Here is a 17,946-nt window from a genome sequence, read left to right on the forward strand (position 1 = left end):
TGCACAAGAGAGCGAAAGCGGTCTCTAATCAGTCAATCAAGCAGGGTTTTATTCTATGACGACGATTCTCAAGCATCTTCCGGTAGGACAACGTATTGGCATCGCTTTCTCAGGTGGCCTGGATACCAGCGCTGCACTGCTGTGGATGCGCCAGAAGGGAGCGGTTCCGTATGCTTATACTGCGAACCTGGGTCAGCCGGATGAGGACGACTATGATGCTATTCCTCGTCGCGCGAAAGAGTATGGTGCAGAGAACGCGCGCCTGATTGACTGCCGTAAGCAACTGGTCGCGGAAGGTATCGCGGCTATTCAGTGTGGTGCATTCCATAACACCACCGGCGGCCTGACCTATTTCAACACCACTCCGCTGGGCCGTGCGGTGACCGGTACCATGCTGGTTGCGGCGATGAAAGAAGACGGCGTCAACATCTGGGGTGATGGCAGCACCTATAAAGGAAACGATATCGAACGTTTCTATCGTTATGGCCTGCTGACCAACGCCGAACTGCAGATCTACAAACCGTGGCTGGATACCGACTTCATCGACGAGCTGGGTGGTCGTCATGAGATGTCCGAGTTTATGATCGCCTGCGGCTTTGACTATAAGATGTCCGTCGAGAAAGCCTACTCCACCGACTCCAACATGCTGGGTGCGACGCACGAAGCGAAAGACCTGGAATTCCTGAACTCTAGCGTGAAGATCGTTAACCCAATCATGGGCGTGAAGTTCTGGGATGAGAACGTGAAGATCCCGGCAGAAGAAGTGACCGTGCGTTTCGAACGTGGTCATCCGGTTGCGCTGAACGGCAAAACCTTCTCTGATGACGTTGAGCTGATGCTGGAAGCTAACCGTATTGGTGGTCGTCACGGCCTGGGCATGAGCGATCAGATTGAAAACCGTATCATCGAAGCGAAAAGCCGTGGCATCTATGAAGCCCCGGGAATGGCGCTGCTGCATATTGCTTACGAGCGTCTGCTGACTGGTATTCACAACGAAGACACCATTGAGCAGTATCACTCTCATGGCCGTCAGCTGGGTAAACTGCTGTATCAGGGCCGCTGGTTCGATCCTCAGGCACTGATGCTGCGTGATGCCCTGCAGCGTTGGGTGGCAAGCGCGATCACCGGTGAGGTGACCCTGGAACTGCGTCGCGGTAACGACTACTCCATTCTGAATACGGTGTCTGACAACCTGACCTATAAAGCAGAGCGTCTGACCATGGAGAAAGGTGAATCCGTGTTCTCACCGGACGATCGTATTGGTCAGCTGACCATGCGTAATCTGGACATTACCGATACCCGCGAGAAGCTGTTCAACTATGTTGAGAATGGCCTGCTCTCCGCGAATTCCGGTAACGGCCTGCCTCAGGTTGAAAACCTGGAGCATAGCGATAAGAAGTAATCGCTGATGTAGCATGCAAAAGGCGTCCTGGGGACGCCTTTTTTATTTGGACTTTCGTAGGGCGGGTAAGCGCAGCGCCACCCGCCATTTTGCCCGGTGGCGCTGCGCTTACCGGGCCTACAAAACCACACCTCAGAATATGCAGACGAAAAAAAAAGACGTCTTTCGACGTCTTTTTTCTGGAATATTGGTACCGAGGATGGGACTCGAACCCACAAGCCCGTTAGGGCACTACCACCTCAAGGTAGCGTGTCTACCAATTCCACCACCTCGGTACAGAATACTTAGTGCGGGATATCGCTGGTTGGCTTAGCCGGTGCAGCTGGCTGAGTCTGCTCAGTTTTCGCTGGCGCGCTCAGATTTTCCCACTCGCTTCCTTTGCTGCTCTTGTTGCTGTTGATATTGCCAAGCACCAGGCTGATGATGAAGAACAGCGTAGCCAGAATCGCCGTAGTGCGGGTCATGAAGTTCGCAGAACCACTTGAACCGAACAGCGTACCGGAAGCGCCTGCTCCGAAGGAGGCTCCCATATCAGCGCCTTTACCTTGCTGCAGCATAATCAGCGCTACGAGAGCGATGGCTACAATAAGGAAAACAACTAAAAGAGCTTCGTACATAATCAACCTGTTCCTTGCGGATTTGCCGCATACCAATGCTTCGACCAATTAGCAGGATTTCTGTTTCCCACTGAAGCGGGTGTGAATACTAACCAAAGCGAATCACCTTCGCAAGGGCATTTTCGACGCATTGTATCAACTGCGGAAAAAAACAGCAAAAAGCCATTAATTGCTTAAAACAAAGGCGGCAAACGCCGCCTTTTTAAACATTTAGCGTGCAAGATTATGCAGCTTTTACAGCATCCGCAATACGGTGCGCGAATTCGGTTACCTGCGCTTCGTCTTCACCTTCCACCATCACGCGGATCAGCGGTTCAGTGCCGGATTTACGCAGCAGCACGCGTCCACGATTGCCAAGGGCCGCTTCAACGTCAGCCATCACCGCTTTGACGTTCTCATTTTCCAGCGGATCGCCTTTACCGGCAGTAAAGCGTACGTTTACCAGGATCTGTGGGAACATTTTCATGCCGCTGCAAAGGTCGTGCAGGCTCATATGGTTGCGCGCCATAGCGGCAACCACCTGCAGCGCGGCCACAATACCGTCACCGGTGGTGGTTTTGTCGAGCAGGATCACGTGACCTGAATTCTCAGCGCCGATACGCCAGCCCTTCTCCTGCAATTTTTCCAACACATAGCGGTCACCCACTTTTGCGCGAACGAACGGAATACCGAGCTGTTTCAGCGCCAGTTCCAGGCCCATGTTACTCATCAGCGTCCCGACCGCACCGCCGCGCAGCTGACCCTGACGCAGACCTTCACGCGCAATAATGTAGAGGATCTGGTCGCCATCGACCTTGTTACCTTCGTGATCAACCATGATCACGCGGTCACCGTCGCCGTCCAGCGCAATACCCAGATCGGCTTTTTCGGCCAGCACGCGCGCCTGCAGGGCACGAACGTCAGTTGCCCCCACCTGCTCATTAATGTTCAGACCATCCGGCTCGCAGCCAATGGTGATTACTTTCGCACCCAGTTCGCGGAAGACATTTGGGGCGATGTGATAGGTCGCGCCATTCGCACAGTCCACCACAATTTTCAGATGAGCCAGGCTCAGCTCATTCGGGAAGGTACCTTTACAGAATTCGATATAGCGACCCGCCGCATCGACGATACGGTTCGCTTTACCCAGCTCTGCGGAATCAACACAGGTGATCTCTTTTTCCATCTCAGCTTCAATAGCTTCTTCCACGTCATCAGGCAGCTTGGTGCCATCAATGGAGAAGAATTTAATGCCGTTGTCGTAGAACGGGTTGTGAGAAGCTGAAATGACAATCCCCGCTTCCGCACGGAAGGTGCGCGTCAGATACGCGACTGCAGGCGTTGGCATTGGGCCCGTAAAGGAGGCGGACAGTCCCGCAGCCGCCAGACCCGCTTCCAGGGCGGACTCCAGCATATAGCCCGAAATACGGGTGTCTTTACCGATGATAATTTTACGTGAGCCATGACGCGCAAGCACTTTACCAGCAGCCCAGCCGAGCTTCAGGACAAAATCAGGGGTGATGGGAGCATCGCCTACGCGCCCACGGATACCGTCGGTACCAAAATATTTACGATTACTCATAGCGTTTGTTTTCCTTCGCTGCCAGTGTGGCTTCCACCACACGCATGGCTTCTACTGTTTCTTTGACGTCATGGACACGAATAATGTGCGCGCCCTGCATCGCCGCAATCACCGCGCAGGCCAGACTGCCGCTCAGGCGTTCGCCCGGCCCCACGTTCAGCAACTGCCCAATCATCGACTTTCTTGACATCCCTACCAGTAACGGCAGGTCAAAATGATGGAATTCCGATAAGCGCGCAAGCAGCGCATAGTTGTGTGAGAGATTTTTACCGAAACCGAACCCCGGGTCGAGCAGCAATTTCTCTTTTGGGATACCGGCACGTTCACAACGTTCGATATGCTCAATAAAGAAGCGATTTACGTCGGCAAAGACATCGTCATACTTCGGCGCGTCCTGCATAGTTTTTGGTTGGCCCTGCATATGCATCAGGCAAACCGGCAGCCCCGTTTCCGCAGCCGCCTCAATCGCCCCCGGTTCGGTAAGTGAACGGATATCATTGATAATGTGAGCGCCTACTCTCGCCACTTCACGGATCACCTCCGGTTTGGAGGTGTCAACGGAGATCCACACTTCAAACCGCTGTGCGATTGCTTCAACGACCGGCACCACGCGCGCCAGCTCTTCTTCCACAGACACGTCCGCCGCGCCTGGACGCGTCGATTCGCCGCCAACGTCAATGATGGTGGCACCCGCATTAATCATTAAATTCGCGTGCTTAACCGCCTCGATAAGCGTGTTATGCGCACCGCCGTCAGAGAAGGAGTCAGGGGTAACATTCAGGATCCCCATCACGTGGGGATGTGAAAGATCGAGATGCGAGTCCTGAGCGAATAATTTCATGGCGAAATCCCTGGTATCTATATCGTTAAACAGAAATGAAAAACCCCGGAGCAAGCTCCAGGGTTTGAGGTACAGACAAACGCTTCAACAGCAGTGGCTTACTTATCGCCCAACTGTTCTGACATAGTGTTGCCCGGGTTTGGCGTACGCGGTTCATCAACCGGACGCGGCGCACGCGGGGTGCCATTGTTGTCAGAATTATTGGAAGCGCCTGGGTCTTCCCAGCCTGCTGGCGGACGCACTTCACGGCGCGCCATCAGGTCGTCAATCTGCGGTGCATCGATGGTCTCATATTTCATGAGCGCATCTTTCATCGAATGCAGGATGTCCATATTGTCGGTCAGGATCTGGCGTGCACGCGCATAGTTACGCTCTACCAGAGATTTTACTTCCTGGTCGATGATACGTGCCGTCTCATCGGACATATGTTTCGCTTTAGCCACAGAACGGCCCAGGAATACTTCGCCCTCTTCTTCTGCATACAGCAGCGGACCGAGTTTGTCGGAGAAGCCCCACTGAGTCACCATGTTACGCGCCAGGTTTGTCGCCACTTTAATGTCGTTGGACGCACCGGTAGAAACATGTTCCACACCGTAGATAATCTCTTCTGCCAGGCGACCACCGTAGAGGGTAGAAATCTGGCTTTCCAGTTTCTGACGGCTGGCGCTGATCGCATCGCCTTCAGGCAGGAAGAAGGTCACACCCAGCGCACGACCGCGCGGAATAATCGTCACTTTATGCACCGGATCGTGTTCCGGCACGAGGCGACCAATAATCGCATGACCCGCTTCGTGGTATGCCGTGGACTCTTTCTGCGCTTCCGTCATCACCATGGAGCGACGTTCCGCACCCATCATGATTTTGTCTTTCGCTTTCTCGAACTCAACCATCGATACGACGCGCTTGTTACCGCGAGCGGCAAACAGAGCAGCTTCGTTGACCAGGTTAGCCAGATCCGCACCGGAGAAGCCCGGGGTACCGCGCGCAATGATTGCCGCATCGATATCTGGCGCCAGCGGCACGCGACGCATGTGAACTTTCAGAATCTGTTCACGACCGCGAACGTCCGGCAGACCCACAACAACCTGACGGTCGAAACGGCCTGGACGCAGCAGCGCAGGGTCAAGTACGTCCGGACGGTTAGTCGCCGCGATAACGATGATACCTTCGTTACCTTCGAAGCCGTCCATCTCAACCAGCATCTGGTTCAGCGTCTGTTCACGTTCATCGTGACCACCGCCCAGACCTGCGCCACGCTGGCGGCCTACGGCGTCGATTTCATCGATGAAGATAATGCACGGTGCTGCCTTCTTGGCCTGCTCGAACATGTCACGCACACGAGATGCACCGACACCCACGAACATTTCTACGAAGTCAGAACCTGAAATAGTAAAGAACGGCACCTTCGCTTCACCCGCGATGGCTTTCGCCAGCAGGGTTTTACCGGTACCCGGAGGGCCAACCATCAGCACCCCTTTCGGGATCTTACCGCCCAGCTTCTGGAAACGGCTCGGTTCACGCAGGTATTCAACCAGTTCACCGACCTCTTCTTTCGCTTCGTCACAACCGGCGACGTCAGCGAACGTGGTCTTGATCTGGTCTTCCGTTAGCATACGTGCCTTGCTCTTACCGAACGACATGGCACCTTTGCCACCGCCGCCCTGCATCTGGCGCATAAAGAAGATCCAGACGCCGATAAGAAGCAGCATCGGGAACCAGGAAATGAAGATAGAAGCCAGCAGGCTTGGTTCTTCTGGCGGCTCACCTACCACCTTGACGTTTTTGGTCAGAAGGTTATCAAGCAGCTTAGGATCGTTCACCGGGATGTAAGTCGTGTAACGGTTACTATCTTTCTTGGTAACGTTGATCTCACGTCCGTTGATACGCGCTTCGCGAACCTGGTCCTGATTGACCTCCTGCAGGAAGGTAGAATAATCCACCTTGCGGCCATTCGACTCGCTGGGCCCAAAGCTCTGGAATACTGACATCAGCACAACGGCAATGACCAGCCAGAGTATTAGGTTTTTCGCCATGTCACTCAAGGGATTAACCTCATATTACAACTGTGTTAAAAACAGCGTCAGGATACTCTATATCCAGTTTCATTCAAACTTTCGCATGAAATCTACCGGTTATCATTTTCGCCCGGTCGCTACAATATACACTTCTCGGGAACGGGCCCGGGAAGAGTCCGGCTTACGAACTTTAACCTTCGCAAACAGGGAGCGAATTTCCTTAAGATACTCCTCGAAACCTTCGCCCTGAAACACCTTCACAACAAAACTACCACCAGGCGCTAGTACATCACGACACATTTCTAACGCTAGCTCCACCAGATACATGGCGCGGGGGATATCCACCGCCGGTGTTCCGCACATATTTGGTGCCATATCTGACATGACAACCTGGACCTTACTGTCACCTACACGATCAAGTAACGCTTTCAGCACTAATTCATCACGAAAGTCGCCCTGAAGGAAGTCGACACCGACGATGGGATCCATTGGTAAAAGATCGCACGCGATGATTCGGCCCGTTCCGCCGATCTGCGTTACCGCATACTGGGACCATCCGCCAGGTGCCGCACCGAGGTCTACAACCGTCATCCCCGGCTTAAAAAGTTTGTCACTTTGCTGTATTTCATCAAGTTTAAACCAGGCACGGGAACGCAACCCCTTTTTCTGTGCCTGTTGAACATATTTATCGCTAAAGTGTTCCTGAAGCCAGCGGCTGGAGCTGGCAGAACGCTTTTTACCTGTCATTTAACATTTCCGTCCTGGTTCATCGTTACCTGCCTGTGACGTAAATTTCTACGCAGCTATTTGGCGATATAAGGGAGATGGCGGTAGAATGAACCGTTTTCAATCCCAACGTAAGCAAAAATATACGATGAATCTGAGTACTAAACAAAAACAGCACCTTAAAGGTCTGGCACATCCGCTCAAGCCTGTAGTGATGCTTGGCAACAATGGTTTGACCGAAGGGGTGCTTGCCGAGATTGAACAAGCGCTGGAACACCACGAGCTGATCAAGGTGAAAATCGCCTCTGAAGACAGAGACACTAAAAACCTGATCGTGGAAGCCATCGTGCGCGAAACCGGCGCCTGTAATGTACAGGTCATCGGTAAAACGCTGGTGCTCTACCGCCCATCTAAAGAGCGTAAAATCTCGCTGCCACGCTAAGGATATCCTGAATTAAACACATTTTCTGTGTGAAACGAGGGATTTCTGTCAGCAGGCGAGCAAAATGCCATGCTCCTTGAGTTGATAAAAGGCCGCTACGCGGCCTTTTTCTTTTCTTTACAATGTATCAACATCTTAGTAGAGAAGCGAATTACAGGTATTCAACCTTAATAATTTCGTATTCCACTTCACCGCCAGGAGTGCGGATGGTGACAACATCGTCCTGCTCTTTGCCAATCAGGCCGCGAGCAATCGGAGAGTTCACTGAAATCAGGTTCTGTTTGAAGTCTGCTTCATCATCACCCACGATGCGATAGGTCTGCTCTTCGTCGTTGTCCAGGTTCAGCACGGTCACAGTTGAACCAAAGATCACACGCCCGTTGTTAGGCATTTTGGTGATATCGATAACCTGTGCATTGGACAGTTTTGCTTCGATATCTTTAATACGCCCTTCACAGAAGCCCTGCTGCTCACGCGCGGCGTGGTATTCAGCGTTCTCTTTCAGGTCGCCATGCTCGCGCGCATCCGCGATAGCGGCGATGATTTCAGGACGACGCACGGATTTCAGGAAATCCAGCTCTTCGCGCAGTTTTTCGGCACCACGTAAGGTCATCGGAATAGCTTGCATTTGTTATACCTCTTAAACATTCCTGTTGGGAGCAGTGTTCCCTGCTCCTGCCCACCTAAGCGGGCAAGAAGCAAAAAGAAAACCGACCCGGGAGCAATGCCCCAGGTCAGCAGCAATTTTTCAATTTGATATGCATTTTACCGCGAAGTTCACTATGGGTCATCGTTTACTTTGCAGTGCTATGCACCGTAGTATGACGGTTTGTTTTCGGGTTGTTAGCGCGAGATTATGCGATTTTCCAGATTTATCATCGGATTGACTACCAGTTTAACGTTCACTGCCCAGGCCGCGAATGTTGATGAGTACATTAATCAGCTCCCCGCAGGCGCGAACCTTGCCCTGATGGTGCAGAAGGTTGGCGCACAGGCTCCCGAGATTGACTATCACAGTCAACAGATGGCGCTGCCTGCCAGTACCCAAAAGGTGATCACTGCCCTCGCCGCCTTGCTCCAGCTCGGTCCTGACTTCCGTTTTACAACCACACTCGAGACCAAAGGTAACGTCGAGGGTGGCGAACTGAAAGGCGATCTTATCGCCCGTTTTGGCGGCGATCCGACCTTTAAGCGCCAGGATATCCGCAATATGGTTGCGGTACTGAAAAAATCTGGCGTGCAGAAAATTGATGGCAATGTGCTGATTGACACGTCCATCTTTGCCAGCCACGATAAAGCCCCTGGCTGGCCGTGGAACGACATGACCCAGTGCTTTAGCGCCCCACCCGCCGCCGCGATTGTTGATCGTAACTGCTTCTCGGTTTCACTTTACAGCGCGCCAAAGCCAGATGATTTAGCATTTATCCGCATAGCATCCTACTACCCGGTCACCATGTTTAGCCAGGTTCGCACGCTGGCGAAAGGTTCCCCGGATGCGCAATATTGTGAGCTGGACGTCGTGCCTGGCGATCTTAACCGCTTCACCCTTACCGGCTGCCTGACGCAGCGCGCCGATCCACTGCCCCTGGCCTTTGCGGTACAGGATGGGGCAAGCTATGCGGGTGCCATTCTGAAAGATGAACTGAAGCAAGCGGGCATAACTTATACCGGCACGCTGCTTCGTCAGACACAGGTCAACCAGCCCGGCACGGTCATCGCCAGCAAACAGTCTCCTCCGCTGCACGATTTACTGCGAATCATGCTGAAAAAGTCGGACAACATGATTGCCGATACGGTGTTTCGCATGATTGGTCACGCGCGTTTCGGCGTGCCGGGAACCTGGCGCGCGGGTTCAGACGCGGTTCGGCAGATCCTGCGCCAGCAGGCCGGGATCGATCTGGGTAATACCATCGCCGTGGATGGCTCCGGACTATCGCGTCATAATTTGATCTCTCCGGCCACGATGATGCAGGTGCTTCAGTACATTGCACAGCACGACACTGAGCTAAACTTTATTTCAATGCTGCCGCTGGCCGGGCATGACGGTTCTCTGCAGTACCGTGCCGGGCTTCACGCTGCCGGTGTGGATGGTAAAGTCTCCGCGAAAACAGGCTCACTGCAGGGGGTTTACAACCTTGCAGGCTTCATCACTACCGCCAGCGGACAACGCATGGCATTCGTGCAGTATCTTTCCGGCTATGCCGTCGAACCGACCGACCAGCGCAATCGTCGTATTCCGCTTGTTCGCTTCGAAAGCAGGCTTTATAAGGACATCTATCAGAATAACTAGCGATGAAACTACTCATAGTTGAAGACGATCTGTTATTGCAGGAGGGGCTGGCGCTAGGTCTGGCCAATGAAGGGTACGCCCTCGACTGTGCTGGCACCGCAGCGGAGGCGGACTCTCTGATTCAGAGCGGCGAATACAGTCTGGTGATCCTCGATTTGGGCTTGCCTGATAAAGACGGCGCCACGCTGCTCGGCCAGTGGCGACGTCGCGGCATCGCCAACCCGGTATTGATCCTGACGGCACGAGATGCCCTTGAAGACCGTATCGCTGGCCTCGATGCAGGCGCTGATGATTACCTGGTGAAGCCTTTTGCGCTCGCGGAGCTGCAGGCTCGGGTGCGAGCGTTGATTCGCCGCTATCAGGGCCATAGTGATAACTTACTGACCGACGGCGATATTACGCTGAATCTGCAAACCCAGCAGGTGCTGCGCCAGGATCAGGCCGTAGAGGTGACGCCAAAAGAGTTCGCCTTGCTTACGCGTCTGATCATGCGGAGCGGGCAAACGGTACACAGAGAAACGCTCCAGCAGGATATTTACTCCTGGCAGGACGATCCCGGCTCAAATACCCTTGAGGTCCACATCCATAACCTGCGGCGTAAACTCGGCAAAGACAGGATCAAAACCGTTCGCGGCGTCGGCTATCGTCTGGAGAGCCAGAAATGAACAGCATGCGTCGGCGTTTGATGGTGCTGCTGGCGGTGATTCTCCTGTTTTTCCAGCTGATAAGCGTTATCTGGCTATGGCATGAAAGCCGTGAACAGATTGGTTTTCTGGTCAACGAAACGCTGTCAGCAAAAGCGCGCAATAATCACGTTGAGAAAGAGATCCGTGAAGCGATTGCCTCGCTGCTGGTTCCTTCCCTGGTGATGGTCGGCTTTACCCTGCTCTTCTCCTTCTGGGCTGTCACCTGGATAACCCGACCGCTGAATAAACTCCGCGACAGTCTCGCTAACCGTTCGGCCGATAACTTAACCCCGCTTCCTATGTATTCCGACATGGAAGAAATTGGCGCGGTGACGACCTCCCTGAACCAGCTATTGGCACGACTGGATAGCACCATTCAGCAGGAGCGTCTCTTCACCGCAGACGCCGCACACGAGCTGAGAACGCCTCTGGCCGGCATCCGGCTCCATCTTGAGCTCATGGCGCAGTCAGGCGCGCCACAGGCCGCGACGTTAATTAGCCGTATCGATCAGCTCATGCATACCGTCGAACAGCTGCTAATGCTGGCCCGTGCCGGACAGGCAATGGCGAGCGGGCACTACGAAACCGTGAACTGGACGGAAAATATCATTGAACCTCTCGGCCTGGGGCATGAAGCCAAAGAGCATACGGTGATTTGGCCCGCTAAAAGCGCGCTCACGGTTCAGGGAGATGCCGTGCTCCTGCGCCTGATGCTGCGCAACCTGCTGGAGAATGCAGGGCGCTACAGCCCGCCGGGGACAACGATTATAGTGACATTAACCGAGGTCGACGGGGGGACGCAGATCAGCGTTATCGATCAGGGTCCAGGGATTGATGAAGCGCACCGAGTGTCAATCACCGAGCCATTCCGCCGTCTTGACCAGCGCTACGGAGGGAGCGGTCTGGGCCTGAGTATCGTGCAGCGCATCGTCCAGCTACACCACGGCAGGCTGACCCTTGAAAATGGCGCTGAAGGCGGTTTAATCGCCAGCTGCTGGCTGCCCACAACGCTTCAATAAAAAAGCCCCCATAATGGGGGCTTTGAACAGATATTAGTGCTTGTAGATGAACTCGACGCCTTCTTCGTCGTCTTCATCCCAGTCATCGTCCCAGTCTTCATCGTCTTCTTCCGCTTCCAGCTCTTCGAGCTGCTGACGGTGGTAGTCATCCCACATGAATTCGACTTTTTCAGGCTGTTTGACTTCTTCCGCCTGAACAATTGGGTTCTCAATGATGAATGTCATCACATCCCAGCATAGATCTTTCACGCCAACCTGGCTTGCCGCAGAGATCAGGTAGTACTTATCTTCCCAACCCATCGCTTCAGCAATGGCTTTCGCTTTTGCTTCCGCTTCGGTTTTGTCCATCAGGTCGATCTTGTTGAAGACCAGCCAGCGTGGTTTATTCGCCAGTTTTTCGCTGTATTTTTCCAGCTCGCCCACGATGATACGGGCGTTTTCAACCGGATCGGAACCGTCGATAGGATCGATATCGATAAGGTGCAGCAGTACGCGGCAGCGCTCAAGGTGCTTCAGGAAGCGAATCCCCAGACCGGCCCCTTCCGCGGCGCCTTCAATCAGACCCGGGATATCGGCAACCACGAAGCTCTTCTCGTTATCCATACGGACAACACCCAGGCTTGGTACCAGCGTGGTAAACGGATAGTCTGCCACTTTTGGCTTGGCCGCAGAGACGGCGCGAATGAACGTCGATTTACCGGCGTTTGGCATACCCAGCATGCCCACGTCAGCCAGAAGCATCAGCTCCAGCTGCAGGTCGCGCTTATCGCCCGGCGTACCCATCGTTTTCTGACGCGGCGTACGGTTAACGGAAGATTTGAAACGGCTGTTACCCAGACCGTGCCAGCCGCCTTTCGCCACCATCAGGCGCTGACCGTGTTTGGTCATGTCACCCATGGTTTCACCGGTCCCCTGGTCAATCACGCGCGTACCGACCGGAACTTTAATGGTGACGTCTTTACCGCGTTTCCCGGTACAGTCACGGCTCTGGCCGTTTTGGCCACGTTCAGCGCGGAAGGATTTTTCGAAACGGTAGTCGATCAGCGTGTTGAGGTTCTCATCCGCCTCCAGCCACACGTCACCACCATCCCCGCCGTCGCCGCCGTCAGGACCGCCACGTGGGATATACTTTTCACGGCGGAAGCTCACGCAACCGTTGCCGCCATCACCAGCCACGACCAGGATCGTCGCTTCATCAACAAACTTCATTTTACTCTCCGTAACTCATTCGCCTGAGCGGGGGACTACTACAACCGCTTCATTTTTGCGCCAACGTCCCCAAAGACGATGACCAATGGCGGAATACATCGCGCCCGCAACCACGACAAACGCACCGAGATAACCCAACAGGTTGAGCATCGGTCTGACGAAGACATCGGGCCAGGCCATTGATAACAAATCTGAAAATAACAGCGTAAACAGCGGAGTAAGCGTAATTAACGCGCTCACCTGTGCTGCCTGCCAGCGCGCCATCGCTTCGGCCAGCGCGCCATAGCCGACCAGCGTGTTCAGCCCACAAAAAATGAGGCACGCCAGTTGCCAGTCGCTAAGCTGAGAAATCACTCCCGGCTTTGCTAATGGCAGCAACGCTATTGTACACAAAGTGTACAGCAAAAAGAGGATCTGCTGTGAGGCAAGACGACGCAATAACACCTTTTGTGCGACGCCATAGCTCACCCAGACCGTTGCTGCCCCCACACCGAAAATTACACCCCATGTGTAATCCGTCAGGCGAGTGAAAATCTCAATCAGACTGGTGTTGAAGAACATCACCAGACCGCATAGCAGCATGCTCGCCCCGATAATCTGCGTACCACGCATCTTTTCCTTGAGGATAAAGACGCTGGCGATCATCATGCCAACCGGTGAAAGCTGACCTATCACCTGCGACGCCGTGGGGCTGAGATATTGCAGGGAAGAGCTGAACAGGATGAAGTTACCGAACAGACCGCCCGTCGCGATAGCCAGCAATACCAGCCAGCGCGGTTTACGGAAGAGCCGCAAGGGTGGAAGCTTACCTTTTATAGCCAGAATAGCCCCGAGGCCGATGCTTGCCATCAGAAAGCGATAAAAAACCACCGTAGGCGGCTCCATCACTTCCAGTACCTGCTTCATTGCAATTGGCAGCGCACCCCAGCACATTGCGGTAGTGAGCGCCAAAAGAATACCAATGCCGGCCTGCTGCTTCATGCCCGTTTTCCCTACAGAAAAAATTACCGGGTTTCCAATGTAAAAAGCCCCGCAACAGGTTGCGGGGCTTTAATCCGTTACCGGACCGAGAAAACCTTACTCAGCAACGATGCTGATGTATTTACGGTTGTTCGGGCCTTTAACTTCAAATTTCACTTTACCGTCTGCCTTAGCAAACAGAGTGTGGTCACGACCGCAACCTACGTTGTTGCCAGCGTGGAATTTGGTACCACGTTGACGAACGATGATGCTACCCGCCAGAACGGATTCGCCACCGAAACGCTTAACGCCCAGGCGTTTAGCTTCTGAATCGCGACCGTTACGTGTGGAGCCGCCAGCCTTTTTATGTGCCATTTAAATCTCTCCTCAGGTCTTAGGCGCTGATGCCAGTAATTTTCACATCAGTGAACCACTGACGGTGGCCCTGCTGCTTACGGTAGTGCTTACGACGACGAAACTTAACGATTTTAACTTTCTCGCCACGACCGTGTGCAACAACTTCAGCTTTGATAACGCCGCCATCAACGAAAGGAACGCCGATTTTGACTTCTTCACCGTTTGCGATCATCAGAACTTCAGCGAACTCAACAGATTCGCCAGTTGCGATGTCCAGCTTTTCCAGGCGAACGGTCTGACCTTCGCTTACTCGGTGTTGTTTACCACCACTTTGGAAAACCGCGTACATATAAACTCCGCTTCCGCGCACGTCCTCGTATGAATCAGAGTGCGCTATAAATATTCACAATAGGGCGCGAATATTACGCAAAACGCGAGCCTTTGACAAGTGCTACCGTCAATACATGAAGAAAAAAAACACAACACGTACGGTAACGTTTATCTGAGCCGTTTTTTCAGTACAATCAGCACTACTATTGATAAACCGAAACCCTTCGTTACCCCATTGAAGATGGGATCAACAGGATAAAAAGCCCGGCTTTTGCGATGAATTTAGAAAAAATCAACGAGTTAACCGCGCAAGATATGGCGGGTGTGAATGCAGCAATCCTGGAGCAACTCAACTCTGACGTTCAACTGATCAATCAGTTGGGTTATTACATCGTCAGCGGCGGCGGTAAACGCATTCGTCCGATGATTGCCATTCTGGCTGCCAGAGCCGTTGGCTATCAGGGAAATGCCCACATTACTATCGCAGCGCTCATCGAATTTATCCACACGGCGACGCTTCTGCATGACGATGTGGTGGATGAATCGGATATGCGTCGTGGCAAAGCCACGGCAAACGCCGCTTTCGGGAACGCAGCCAGCGTCCTGGTGGGGGATTTTATTTATACCCGCGCCTTCCAGATGATGACCAGTCTGGGCTCCCTTAAAGTGCTGGAAGTAATGTCCGAAGCCGTAAACGTCATTGCTGAAGGTGAAGTGCTGCAGCTTATGAACGTGAACGACCCTGACATCACCGAAGAAAACTACATGCGCGTCATCTACAGCAAAACCGCGCGCCTGTTTGAAGCGGCGGCCCAGTGTTCCGGCATTCTGGCTGACTGTACCGAAGCACAGGAAAAGGGCCTGCAGGACTATGGCCGCTATCTGGGTACGGCATTCCAGCTGATCGATGATTTACTGGACTACAGTGCGGACGGCGAGACGCTCGGCAAAAACGTGGGCGATGACCTGAACGAAGGCAAACCGACCCTGCCGCTGCTGCATGCAATGCGGAACGGAACAGCCGACCAGTCGAAAATGATCCGCGAAGCGATTGAGCAGGGAAATGGTCGCCATCTTCTGGAACCTGTACTGGAAACCATGGCTATCTGCGGATCGCTGGAATGGACGCGTCAGCGTGCGGAAGAAGAAGCCGACAAAGCCATCGAAGCGCTTCAGGTTATTCCAGACAGTCCGTGGCGCGAGGCACTGATTGGTCTTGCCCACATCGCCGTCCAGCGCGACCGTTAATCCCCTTGTATCTCCCCGCAGCGATAGCGGGGAGTTCCTGTACACGCCTGTAAATTCCGTGTTCATGTAAATTCATCGGTTTAGAGACCGCATGAATAAAGCCGTGTCTTATTCTGAATATCCCATCAAGTAACGCGAACTTTTTAGAACAAGAAGTTGAAATGGGTATAGTAAACCCCGTCGTTTCAGAAGAAACGGCGTAGGTGAATCCGAACTTAAGGACGGCGTTATGGATACGAAATTTATCGACTGGCACACGGCTGATATTATTGCCGCACTGCGCAAAAAAGGCACTTCACTGGCAGCAGAGTCCCGCCGCCATGGACTGAGTTCTTCAACTCTGGCAAACGCCCTCACCCGCCCCTGGCCCAAAGGAGAATTAATTATCGCAACGGCGCTGGATACGCATCCGTGGGTGATTTGGCCTTCACGCTACCACGATCCCATTACCCATGAATTTATCGACAGATCGCGCATGATTCGCCAGAGAAGAGTAAAAAGAGAACCGCAGGAATAACGCGTTTTTTGACAGGAACAGCAACCCCCCGGTCATTTCTGGCAGGGGGCTGCCGGAACGATTACTCGCCCTTCACACGCTCGATGTTGGCACCCAGCGCGCGCAGTTTATCTTCGATACGCTCATAGCCACGATCGATGTGATAGATACGATCCACAATCGTTGTACCTTCCGCGATACAACCCGCCAGCACCAGGCTTGCAGACGCACGCAGATCGGTTGCCATCACCTGAGCGCCGGACAGCGTCTCAACGCCATGGCAAATCACGGTATTACTTTCGATCTCAGCACGTGCACCCATACGGATCAGCTCCGGTACGTGCATAAAGCGGTTCTCGAAAATGGTTTCTGTGATGAAGCCAGTACCCTCGGCGACCAGGTTCAGCAGGGTGAACTGCGCCTGCATGTCAGTTGGGAAAGCCGGGTGTGGCGCCGTACGCACATTGACTGCTTTTGGACGCTGGCCATGCATATCGAGGCTGATCCAGTCTTCACCGACTTCAATATCCGCACCCGCATCGCGCAGTTTCGCCAGCACCGCATCCAGGGTATCTGGCTGCGCGTTGCGACAAACAATCTTACCGCCAGAAATCGCCGCTGCGACCAGGAATGTACCGGTTTCGATACGGTCAGGCAGAACGCGATAGACACCACCGCCCAGACGCTCAACGCCTTCGATGGTGATACGGTCGGTACCCTGGCCGGAGATCTTCGCACCCAGCGCCACGAGGAAGTTGGCGGTATCCACAATCTCCGGTTCACGCGCGGCGTTTTCGATGATGGTGGTGCCTTCTGCCAGCGTCGCCGCAGACATAATGGTGACCGTTGCGCCCACGCTCACTTTGTCCATGACAATGTGCGCGCCTTTCAGACGACCATTAACGGACGCTTTAACGTAACCTTCTTCCAGCTTGATCTCTGCGCCCAGTTTTTCCAGACCAAAGATGTGCAGGTCAACCGGACGCGCACCGATGGCGCAACCGCCCGGCAGAGAAACCTGACCCTGACCAAAACGCGCCACCAGCGGGCCAAGCGCCCAGATGGATGCACGCATGGTTTTCACCAGATCGTAAGGTGCTGAGAAGTTGTTCACCTTGCTGGCGTCGATCCAGACGGAACCGTTACGCTCAACTTTCGTGCCCAGCTGGGTGAGCAGCTTCATGGTGGTGTCGATATCTTTCAGCTTCGGTACGTTCTGAATTTCTACCGGCTCTTCAGCCAGCAGCGCAGCAAAGAGGATTGGCAGCGCGGCGTTTTTCGCGCCAGAAATTGTGACTTCGCCCTGGAGACGCGTTGGCCCCTGTACACGAAATTTATCCATTGTGTGCTCTCTTATAAATTCAACCGTGCTGCGGGCCTGTCGCCCTCAGCTCAAAAACCGTTTAGTTTGCGATCGCGTGCCCACTCTTGCGGGGTGAACGCTTTAATCGACAGGGCGTGGATGCGGTTATCCGCAATATATTCCATCAGCGGCGCGTACACAGCCTGCTGTTTCTTCACGCGGCTCATACCGTCGAACATCTCACCCACAGCAATAACCTGGAAGTGACTGCCATCGCCAGTGACGTGGGCTTCCTGAAGGGAGAGTGCATTCATCAGCACTGTCTGGATTTCATGATTTTCCATGGGTTCTTAATCATCTGATAGTGAAAACAAGCCCAACATCTTAGAGCAAAGTGGCGTTGTCTTAAACAAGCAAAAAGCCCTGACGATGAAACTGTCAGGG

The 17,946-nt window shown here is 53.6% G+C and carries 19 protein-coding genes and 1 tRNA gene; 7 read left to right on the plus strand and 13 right to left on the minus strand.

Annotated elements, in window-relative coordinates; genetic code table 11:
• Nucleotides 1-55 precede the first annotated feature (55 nt).
• The gene (gene argG / locus AB3N39_RS18340) at nucleotides 56-1,402 is read left to right on the plus strand and encodes an argininosuccinate synthase (RefSeq protein WP_023294661.1); all 1,347 of its coding nucleotides are present in this window, start codon (nucleotides 56-58) and stop codon (nucleotides 1,400-1,402) included.
• 188 nt (nucleotides 1,403-1,590) lie between these two features.
• On the opposite strand, the gene AB3N39_RS18345 is transcribed toward argG, so the two are convergent.
• The 6 genes from AB3N39_RS18345 to rlmE form a co-directional block, all read right to left on the minus strand.
• Nucleotides 1,591-1,677 (minus strand) — tRNA-Leu (locus AB3N39_RS18345).
• Nucleotides 1,678-1,686: 9 nt separating this feature from the next.
• A complete protein-coding gene (gene secG, locus AB3N39_RS18350) occupies nucleotides 1,687-2,019 on the minus strand; it encodes a preprotein translocase subunit SecG (RefSeq protein WP_316942769.1) in 333 nt (110 codons plus the stop codon).
• 223 nt (nucleotides 2,020-2,242) lie between these two features.
• Nucleotides 2,243-3,580: a phosphoglucosamine mutase gene (gene glmM / locus AB3N39_RS18355; RefSeq protein WP_023309339.1), complete on the minus strand. Its 1,338-nt coding sequence runs from the start codon at nucleotides 3,578-3,580 to the stop codon at nucleotides 2,243-2,245.
• A complete protein-coding gene (gene folP, locus AB3N39_RS18360) occupies nucleotides 3,573-4,421 on the minus strand; it encodes a dihydropteroate synthase (protein ID WP_133295205.1) in 849 nt (282 codons plus the stop codon). The genes glmM and folP overlap by 8 nt, the downstream gene beginning before the upstream one ends.
• A gap of 98 nt (nucleotides 4,422-4,519) precedes the next feature.
• On the minus strand, nucleotides 4,520-6,454 hold the full coding sequence (gene ftsH, locus AB3N39_RS18365; RefSeq protein ID WP_029739626.1) for an ATP-dependent zinc metalloprotease FtsH: 1,935 nt from the start codon (nucleotides 6,452-6,454) through the stop codon (nucleotides 4,520-4,522).
• Nucleotides 6,455-6,556: 102 nt separating this feature from the next.
• On the minus strand, nucleotides 6,557-7,183 hold the full coding sequence (gene rlmE, locus AB3N39_RS18370; protein WP_003861812.1) for a 23S rRNA (uridine(2552)-2'-O)-methyltransferase RlmE: 627 nt from the start codon (nucleotides 7,181-7,183) through the stop codon (nucleotides 6,557-6,559).
• A 127-nt stretch (nucleotides 7,184-7,310) separates the two neighbouring features.
• Here rlmE and yhbY point away from each other — a divergent pair, with 127 nt between their 5' ends.
• Nucleotides 7,311-7,604 carry a ribosome assembly RNA-binding protein YhbY gene (gene yhbY / locus AB3N39_RS18375; RefSeq protein ID WP_003861814.1) on the plus strand — a complete coding sequence of 98 codons (294 nt, stop codon included), beginning with the start codon at nucleotides 7,311-7,313 and terminating at the stop codon, nucleotides 7,602-7,604.
• Between the two features lie 151 nt (nucleotides 7,605-7,755).
• Here the strand turns inward: yhbY and greA are convergent, their stop codons facing one another.
• Complete coding sequence (greA, locus tag AB3N39_RS18380) at nucleotides 7,756-8,232, minus strand: transcription elongation factor GreA (RefSeq protein WP_014171793.1); 477 nt, start codon at nucleotides 8,230-8,232, stop codon at nucleotides 7,756-7,758.
• Nucleotides 8,233-8,460: 228 nt separating this feature from the next.
• Between greA and dacB the strand changes: the two genes are divergently transcribed.
• From dacB to pmrB, 3 genes are read left to right on the plus strand one after another with little or no spacing between them, the layout of a single operon-like run.
• The gene (gene dacB, locus AB3N39_RS18385) at nucleotides 8,461-9,894 is read left to right on the plus strand and encodes a serine-type D-Ala-D-Ala carboxypeptidase (protein ID WP_133295206.1); all 1,434 of its coding nucleotides are present in this window, start codon (nucleotides 8,461-8,463) and stop codon (nucleotides 9,892-9,894) included.
• A 2-nt stretch (nucleotides 9,895-9,896) separates the two neighbouring features.
• A complete protein-coding gene (gene pmrA / locus AB3N39_RS18390) occupies nucleotides 9,897-10,559 on the plus strand; it encodes a two-component system response regulator PmrA (protein WP_115876349.1) in 663 nt (220 codons plus the stop codon).
• The gene (gene pmrB / locus AB3N39_RS18395; protein ID WP_133295207.1) at nucleotides 10,556-11,599 is read left to right on the plus strand and encodes a two-component system sensor histidine kinase PmrB; all 1,044 of its coding nucleotides are present in this window, start codon (nucleotides 10,556-10,558) and stop codon (nucleotides 11,597-11,599) included. The genes pmrA and pmrB overlap by 4 nt, the downstream gene beginning before the upstream one ends.
• Nucleotides 11,600-11,632: 33 nt before the next feature.
• Here pmrB and cgtA read toward each other — a convergent pair whose 3' ends face one another.
• From cgtA to rplU, 4 genes are all read right to left on the minus strand, one after another.
• Nucleotides 11,633-12,808 (minus strand): Obg family GTPase CgtA, encoded by a 1,176-nt coding sequence (cgtA, locus tag AB3N39_RS18400; RefSeq protein ID WP_115876351.1) that lies wholly within the window; start codon nucleotides 12,806-12,808, stop codon nucleotides 11,633-11,635.
• Between the two features lie 15 nt (nucleotides 12,809-12,823).
• Complete coding sequence (locus AB3N39_RS18405) at nucleotides 12,824-13,789, minus strand: DMT family transporter (protein WP_111964967.1); 966 nt, start codon at nucleotides 13,787-13,789, stop codon at nucleotides 12,824-12,826.
• A gap of 96 nt (nucleotides 13,790-13,885) precedes the next feature.
• Nucleotides 13,886-14,143 carry a 50S ribosomal protein L27 gene (gene rpmA / locus AB3N39_RS18410; protein ID WP_004385076.1) on the minus strand — a complete coding sequence of 86 codons (258 nt, stop codon included), beginning with the start codon at nucleotides 14,141-14,143 and terminating at the stop codon, nucleotides 13,886-13,888.
• Between the two features lie 19 nt (nucleotides 14,144-14,162).
• A complete protein-coding gene (rplU, locus tag AB3N39_RS18415; protein ID WP_003025032.1) occupies nucleotides 14,163-14,474 on the minus strand; it encodes a 50S ribosomal protein L21 in 312 nt (103 codons plus the stop codon).
• A gap of 257 nt (nucleotides 14,475-14,731) precedes the next feature.
• Between rplU and ispB the strand changes: the two genes are divergently transcribed.
• Together ispB and sfsB are read left to right on the plus strand one after the other, a co-directional pair.
• Nucleotides 14,732-15,703 (plus strand): octaprenyl diphosphate synthase, encoded by a 972-nt coding sequence (gene ispB, locus AB3N39_RS18420; RefSeq protein ID WP_136195031.1) that lies wholly within the window; start codon nucleotides 14,732-14,734, stop codon nucleotides 15,701-15,703.
• A gap of 229 nt (nucleotides 15,704-15,932) precedes the next feature.
• A complete protein-coding gene (gene sfsB, locus AB3N39_RS18425) occupies nucleotides 15,933-16,220 on the plus strand; it encodes a DNA-binding transcriptional regulator SfsB (protein ID WP_111964968.1) in 288 nt (95 codons plus the stop codon).
• Nucleotides 16,221-16,281: 61 nt separating this feature from the next.
• On the opposite strand, the gene murA is transcribed toward sfsB, so the two are convergent.
• Nucleotides 16,282-17,541 carry a UDP-N-acetylglucosamine 1-carboxyvinyltransferase gene (gene murA, locus AB3N39_RS18430; RefSeq protein WP_115876352.1) on the minus strand — a complete coding sequence of 420 codons (1,260 nt, stop codon included), beginning with the start codon at nucleotides 17,539-17,541 and terminating at the stop codon, nucleotides 16,282-16,284.
• Nucleotides 17,542-17,591: 50 nt separating this feature from the next.
• Complete coding sequence (ibaG, locus tag AB3N39_RS18435; protein WP_008501458.1) at nucleotides 17,592-17,846, minus strand: BolA family iron metabolism protein IbaG; 255 nt, start codon at nucleotides 17,844-17,846, stop codon at nucleotides 17,592-17,594.
• Nucleotides 17,847-17,946: the final 100 nt, after the last annotated feature.

Source organism: Enterobacter vonholyi (assembly GCF_040834095.1).
GTDB classification, from domain to species: domain Bacteria; phylum Pseudomonadota; class Gammaproteobacteria; order Enterobacterales; family Enterobacteriaceae; genus Enterobacter; species Enterobacter vonholyi.

Excerpts from the sequence above, each read along its gene's own strand:
- secG (WP_316942769.1), bottom strand. The coding sequence starts at position 2,019 with ATGTACGAAGCTCTTTTAGTTGTTTTCCTTATTGTAGCCATCGCTCTC.
- cgtA (WP_115876351.1), bottom strand. The coding sequence starts at position 12,808 with ATGAAGTTTGTTGATGAAGCGACGATCCTGGTCGTGGCTGGTGATGGC.
- ibaG (WP_008501458.1), bottom strand. The coding sequence starts at position 17,846 with ATGGAAAATCATGAAATCCAGACAGTGCTGATGAATGCACTCTCCCTT.
- yhbY (WP_003861814.1), top strand. The coding sequence starts at position 7,311 with ATGAATCTGAGTACTAAACAAAAACAGCACCTTAAAGGTCTGGCACAT.
- dacB (WP_133295206.1), top strand. The coding sequence starts at position 8,461 with ATGCGATTTTCCAGATTTATCATCGGATTGACTACCAGTTTAACGTTC.
- ispB (WP_136195031.1), top strand. The coding sequence starts at position 14,732 with ATGAATTTAGAAAAAATCAACGAGTTAACCGCGCAAGATATGGCGGGT.
- AB3N39_RS18405 (WP_111964967.1), bottom strand. The coding sequence starts at position 13,789 with ATGAAGCAGCAGGCCGGCATTGGTATTCTTTTGGCGCTCACTACCGCA.
- argG (WP_023294661.1), top strand. The coding sequence starts at position 56 with ATGACGACGATTCTCAAGCATCTTCCGGTAGGACAACGTATTGGCATC.
- rpmA (WP_004385076.1), bottom strand. The coding sequence starts at position 14,143 with ATGGCACATAAAAAGGCTGGCGGCTCCACACGTAACGGTCGCGATTCA.
- glmM (WP_023309339.1), bottom strand. The coding sequence starts at position 3,580 with ATGAGTAATCGTAAATATTTTGGTACCGACGGTATCCGTGGGCGCGTA.
- sfsB (WP_111964968.1), top strand. The coding sequence starts at position 15,933 with ATGGATACGAAATTTATCGACTGGCACACGGCTGATATTATTGCCGCA.
- murA (WP_115876352.1), bottom strand. The coding sequence starts at position 17,541 with ATGGATAAATTTCGTGTACAGGGGCCAACGCGTCTCCAGGGCGAAGTC.
- pmrB (WP_133295207.1), top strand. The coding sequence starts at position 10,556 with ATGAACAGCATGCGTCGGCGTTTGATGGTGCTGCTGGCGGTGATTCTC.
- ftsH (WP_029739626.1), bottom strand. The coding sequence starts at position 6,454 with ATGGCGAAAAACCTAATACTCTGGCTGGTCATTGCCGTTGTGCTGATG.
- pmrA (WP_115876349.1), top strand. The coding sequence starts at position 9,897 with ATGAAACTACTCATAGTTGAAGACGATCTGTTATTGCAGGAGGGGCTG.
- greA (WP_014171793.1), bottom strand. The coding sequence starts at position 8,232 with ATGCAAGCTATTCCGATGACCTTACGTGGTGCCGAAAAACTGCGCGAA.
- rplU (WP_003025032.1), bottom strand. The coding sequence starts at position 14,474 with ATGTACGCGGTTTTCCAAAGTGGTGGTAAACAACACCGAGTAAGCGAA.
- rlmE (WP_003861812.1), bottom strand. The coding sequence starts at position 7,183 with ATGACAGGTAAAAAGCGTTCTGCCAGCTCCAGCCGCTGGCTTCAGGAA.
- folP (WP_133295205.1), bottom strand. The coding sequence starts at position 4,421 with ATGAAATTATTCGCTCAGGACTCGCATCTCGATCTTTCACATCCCCAC.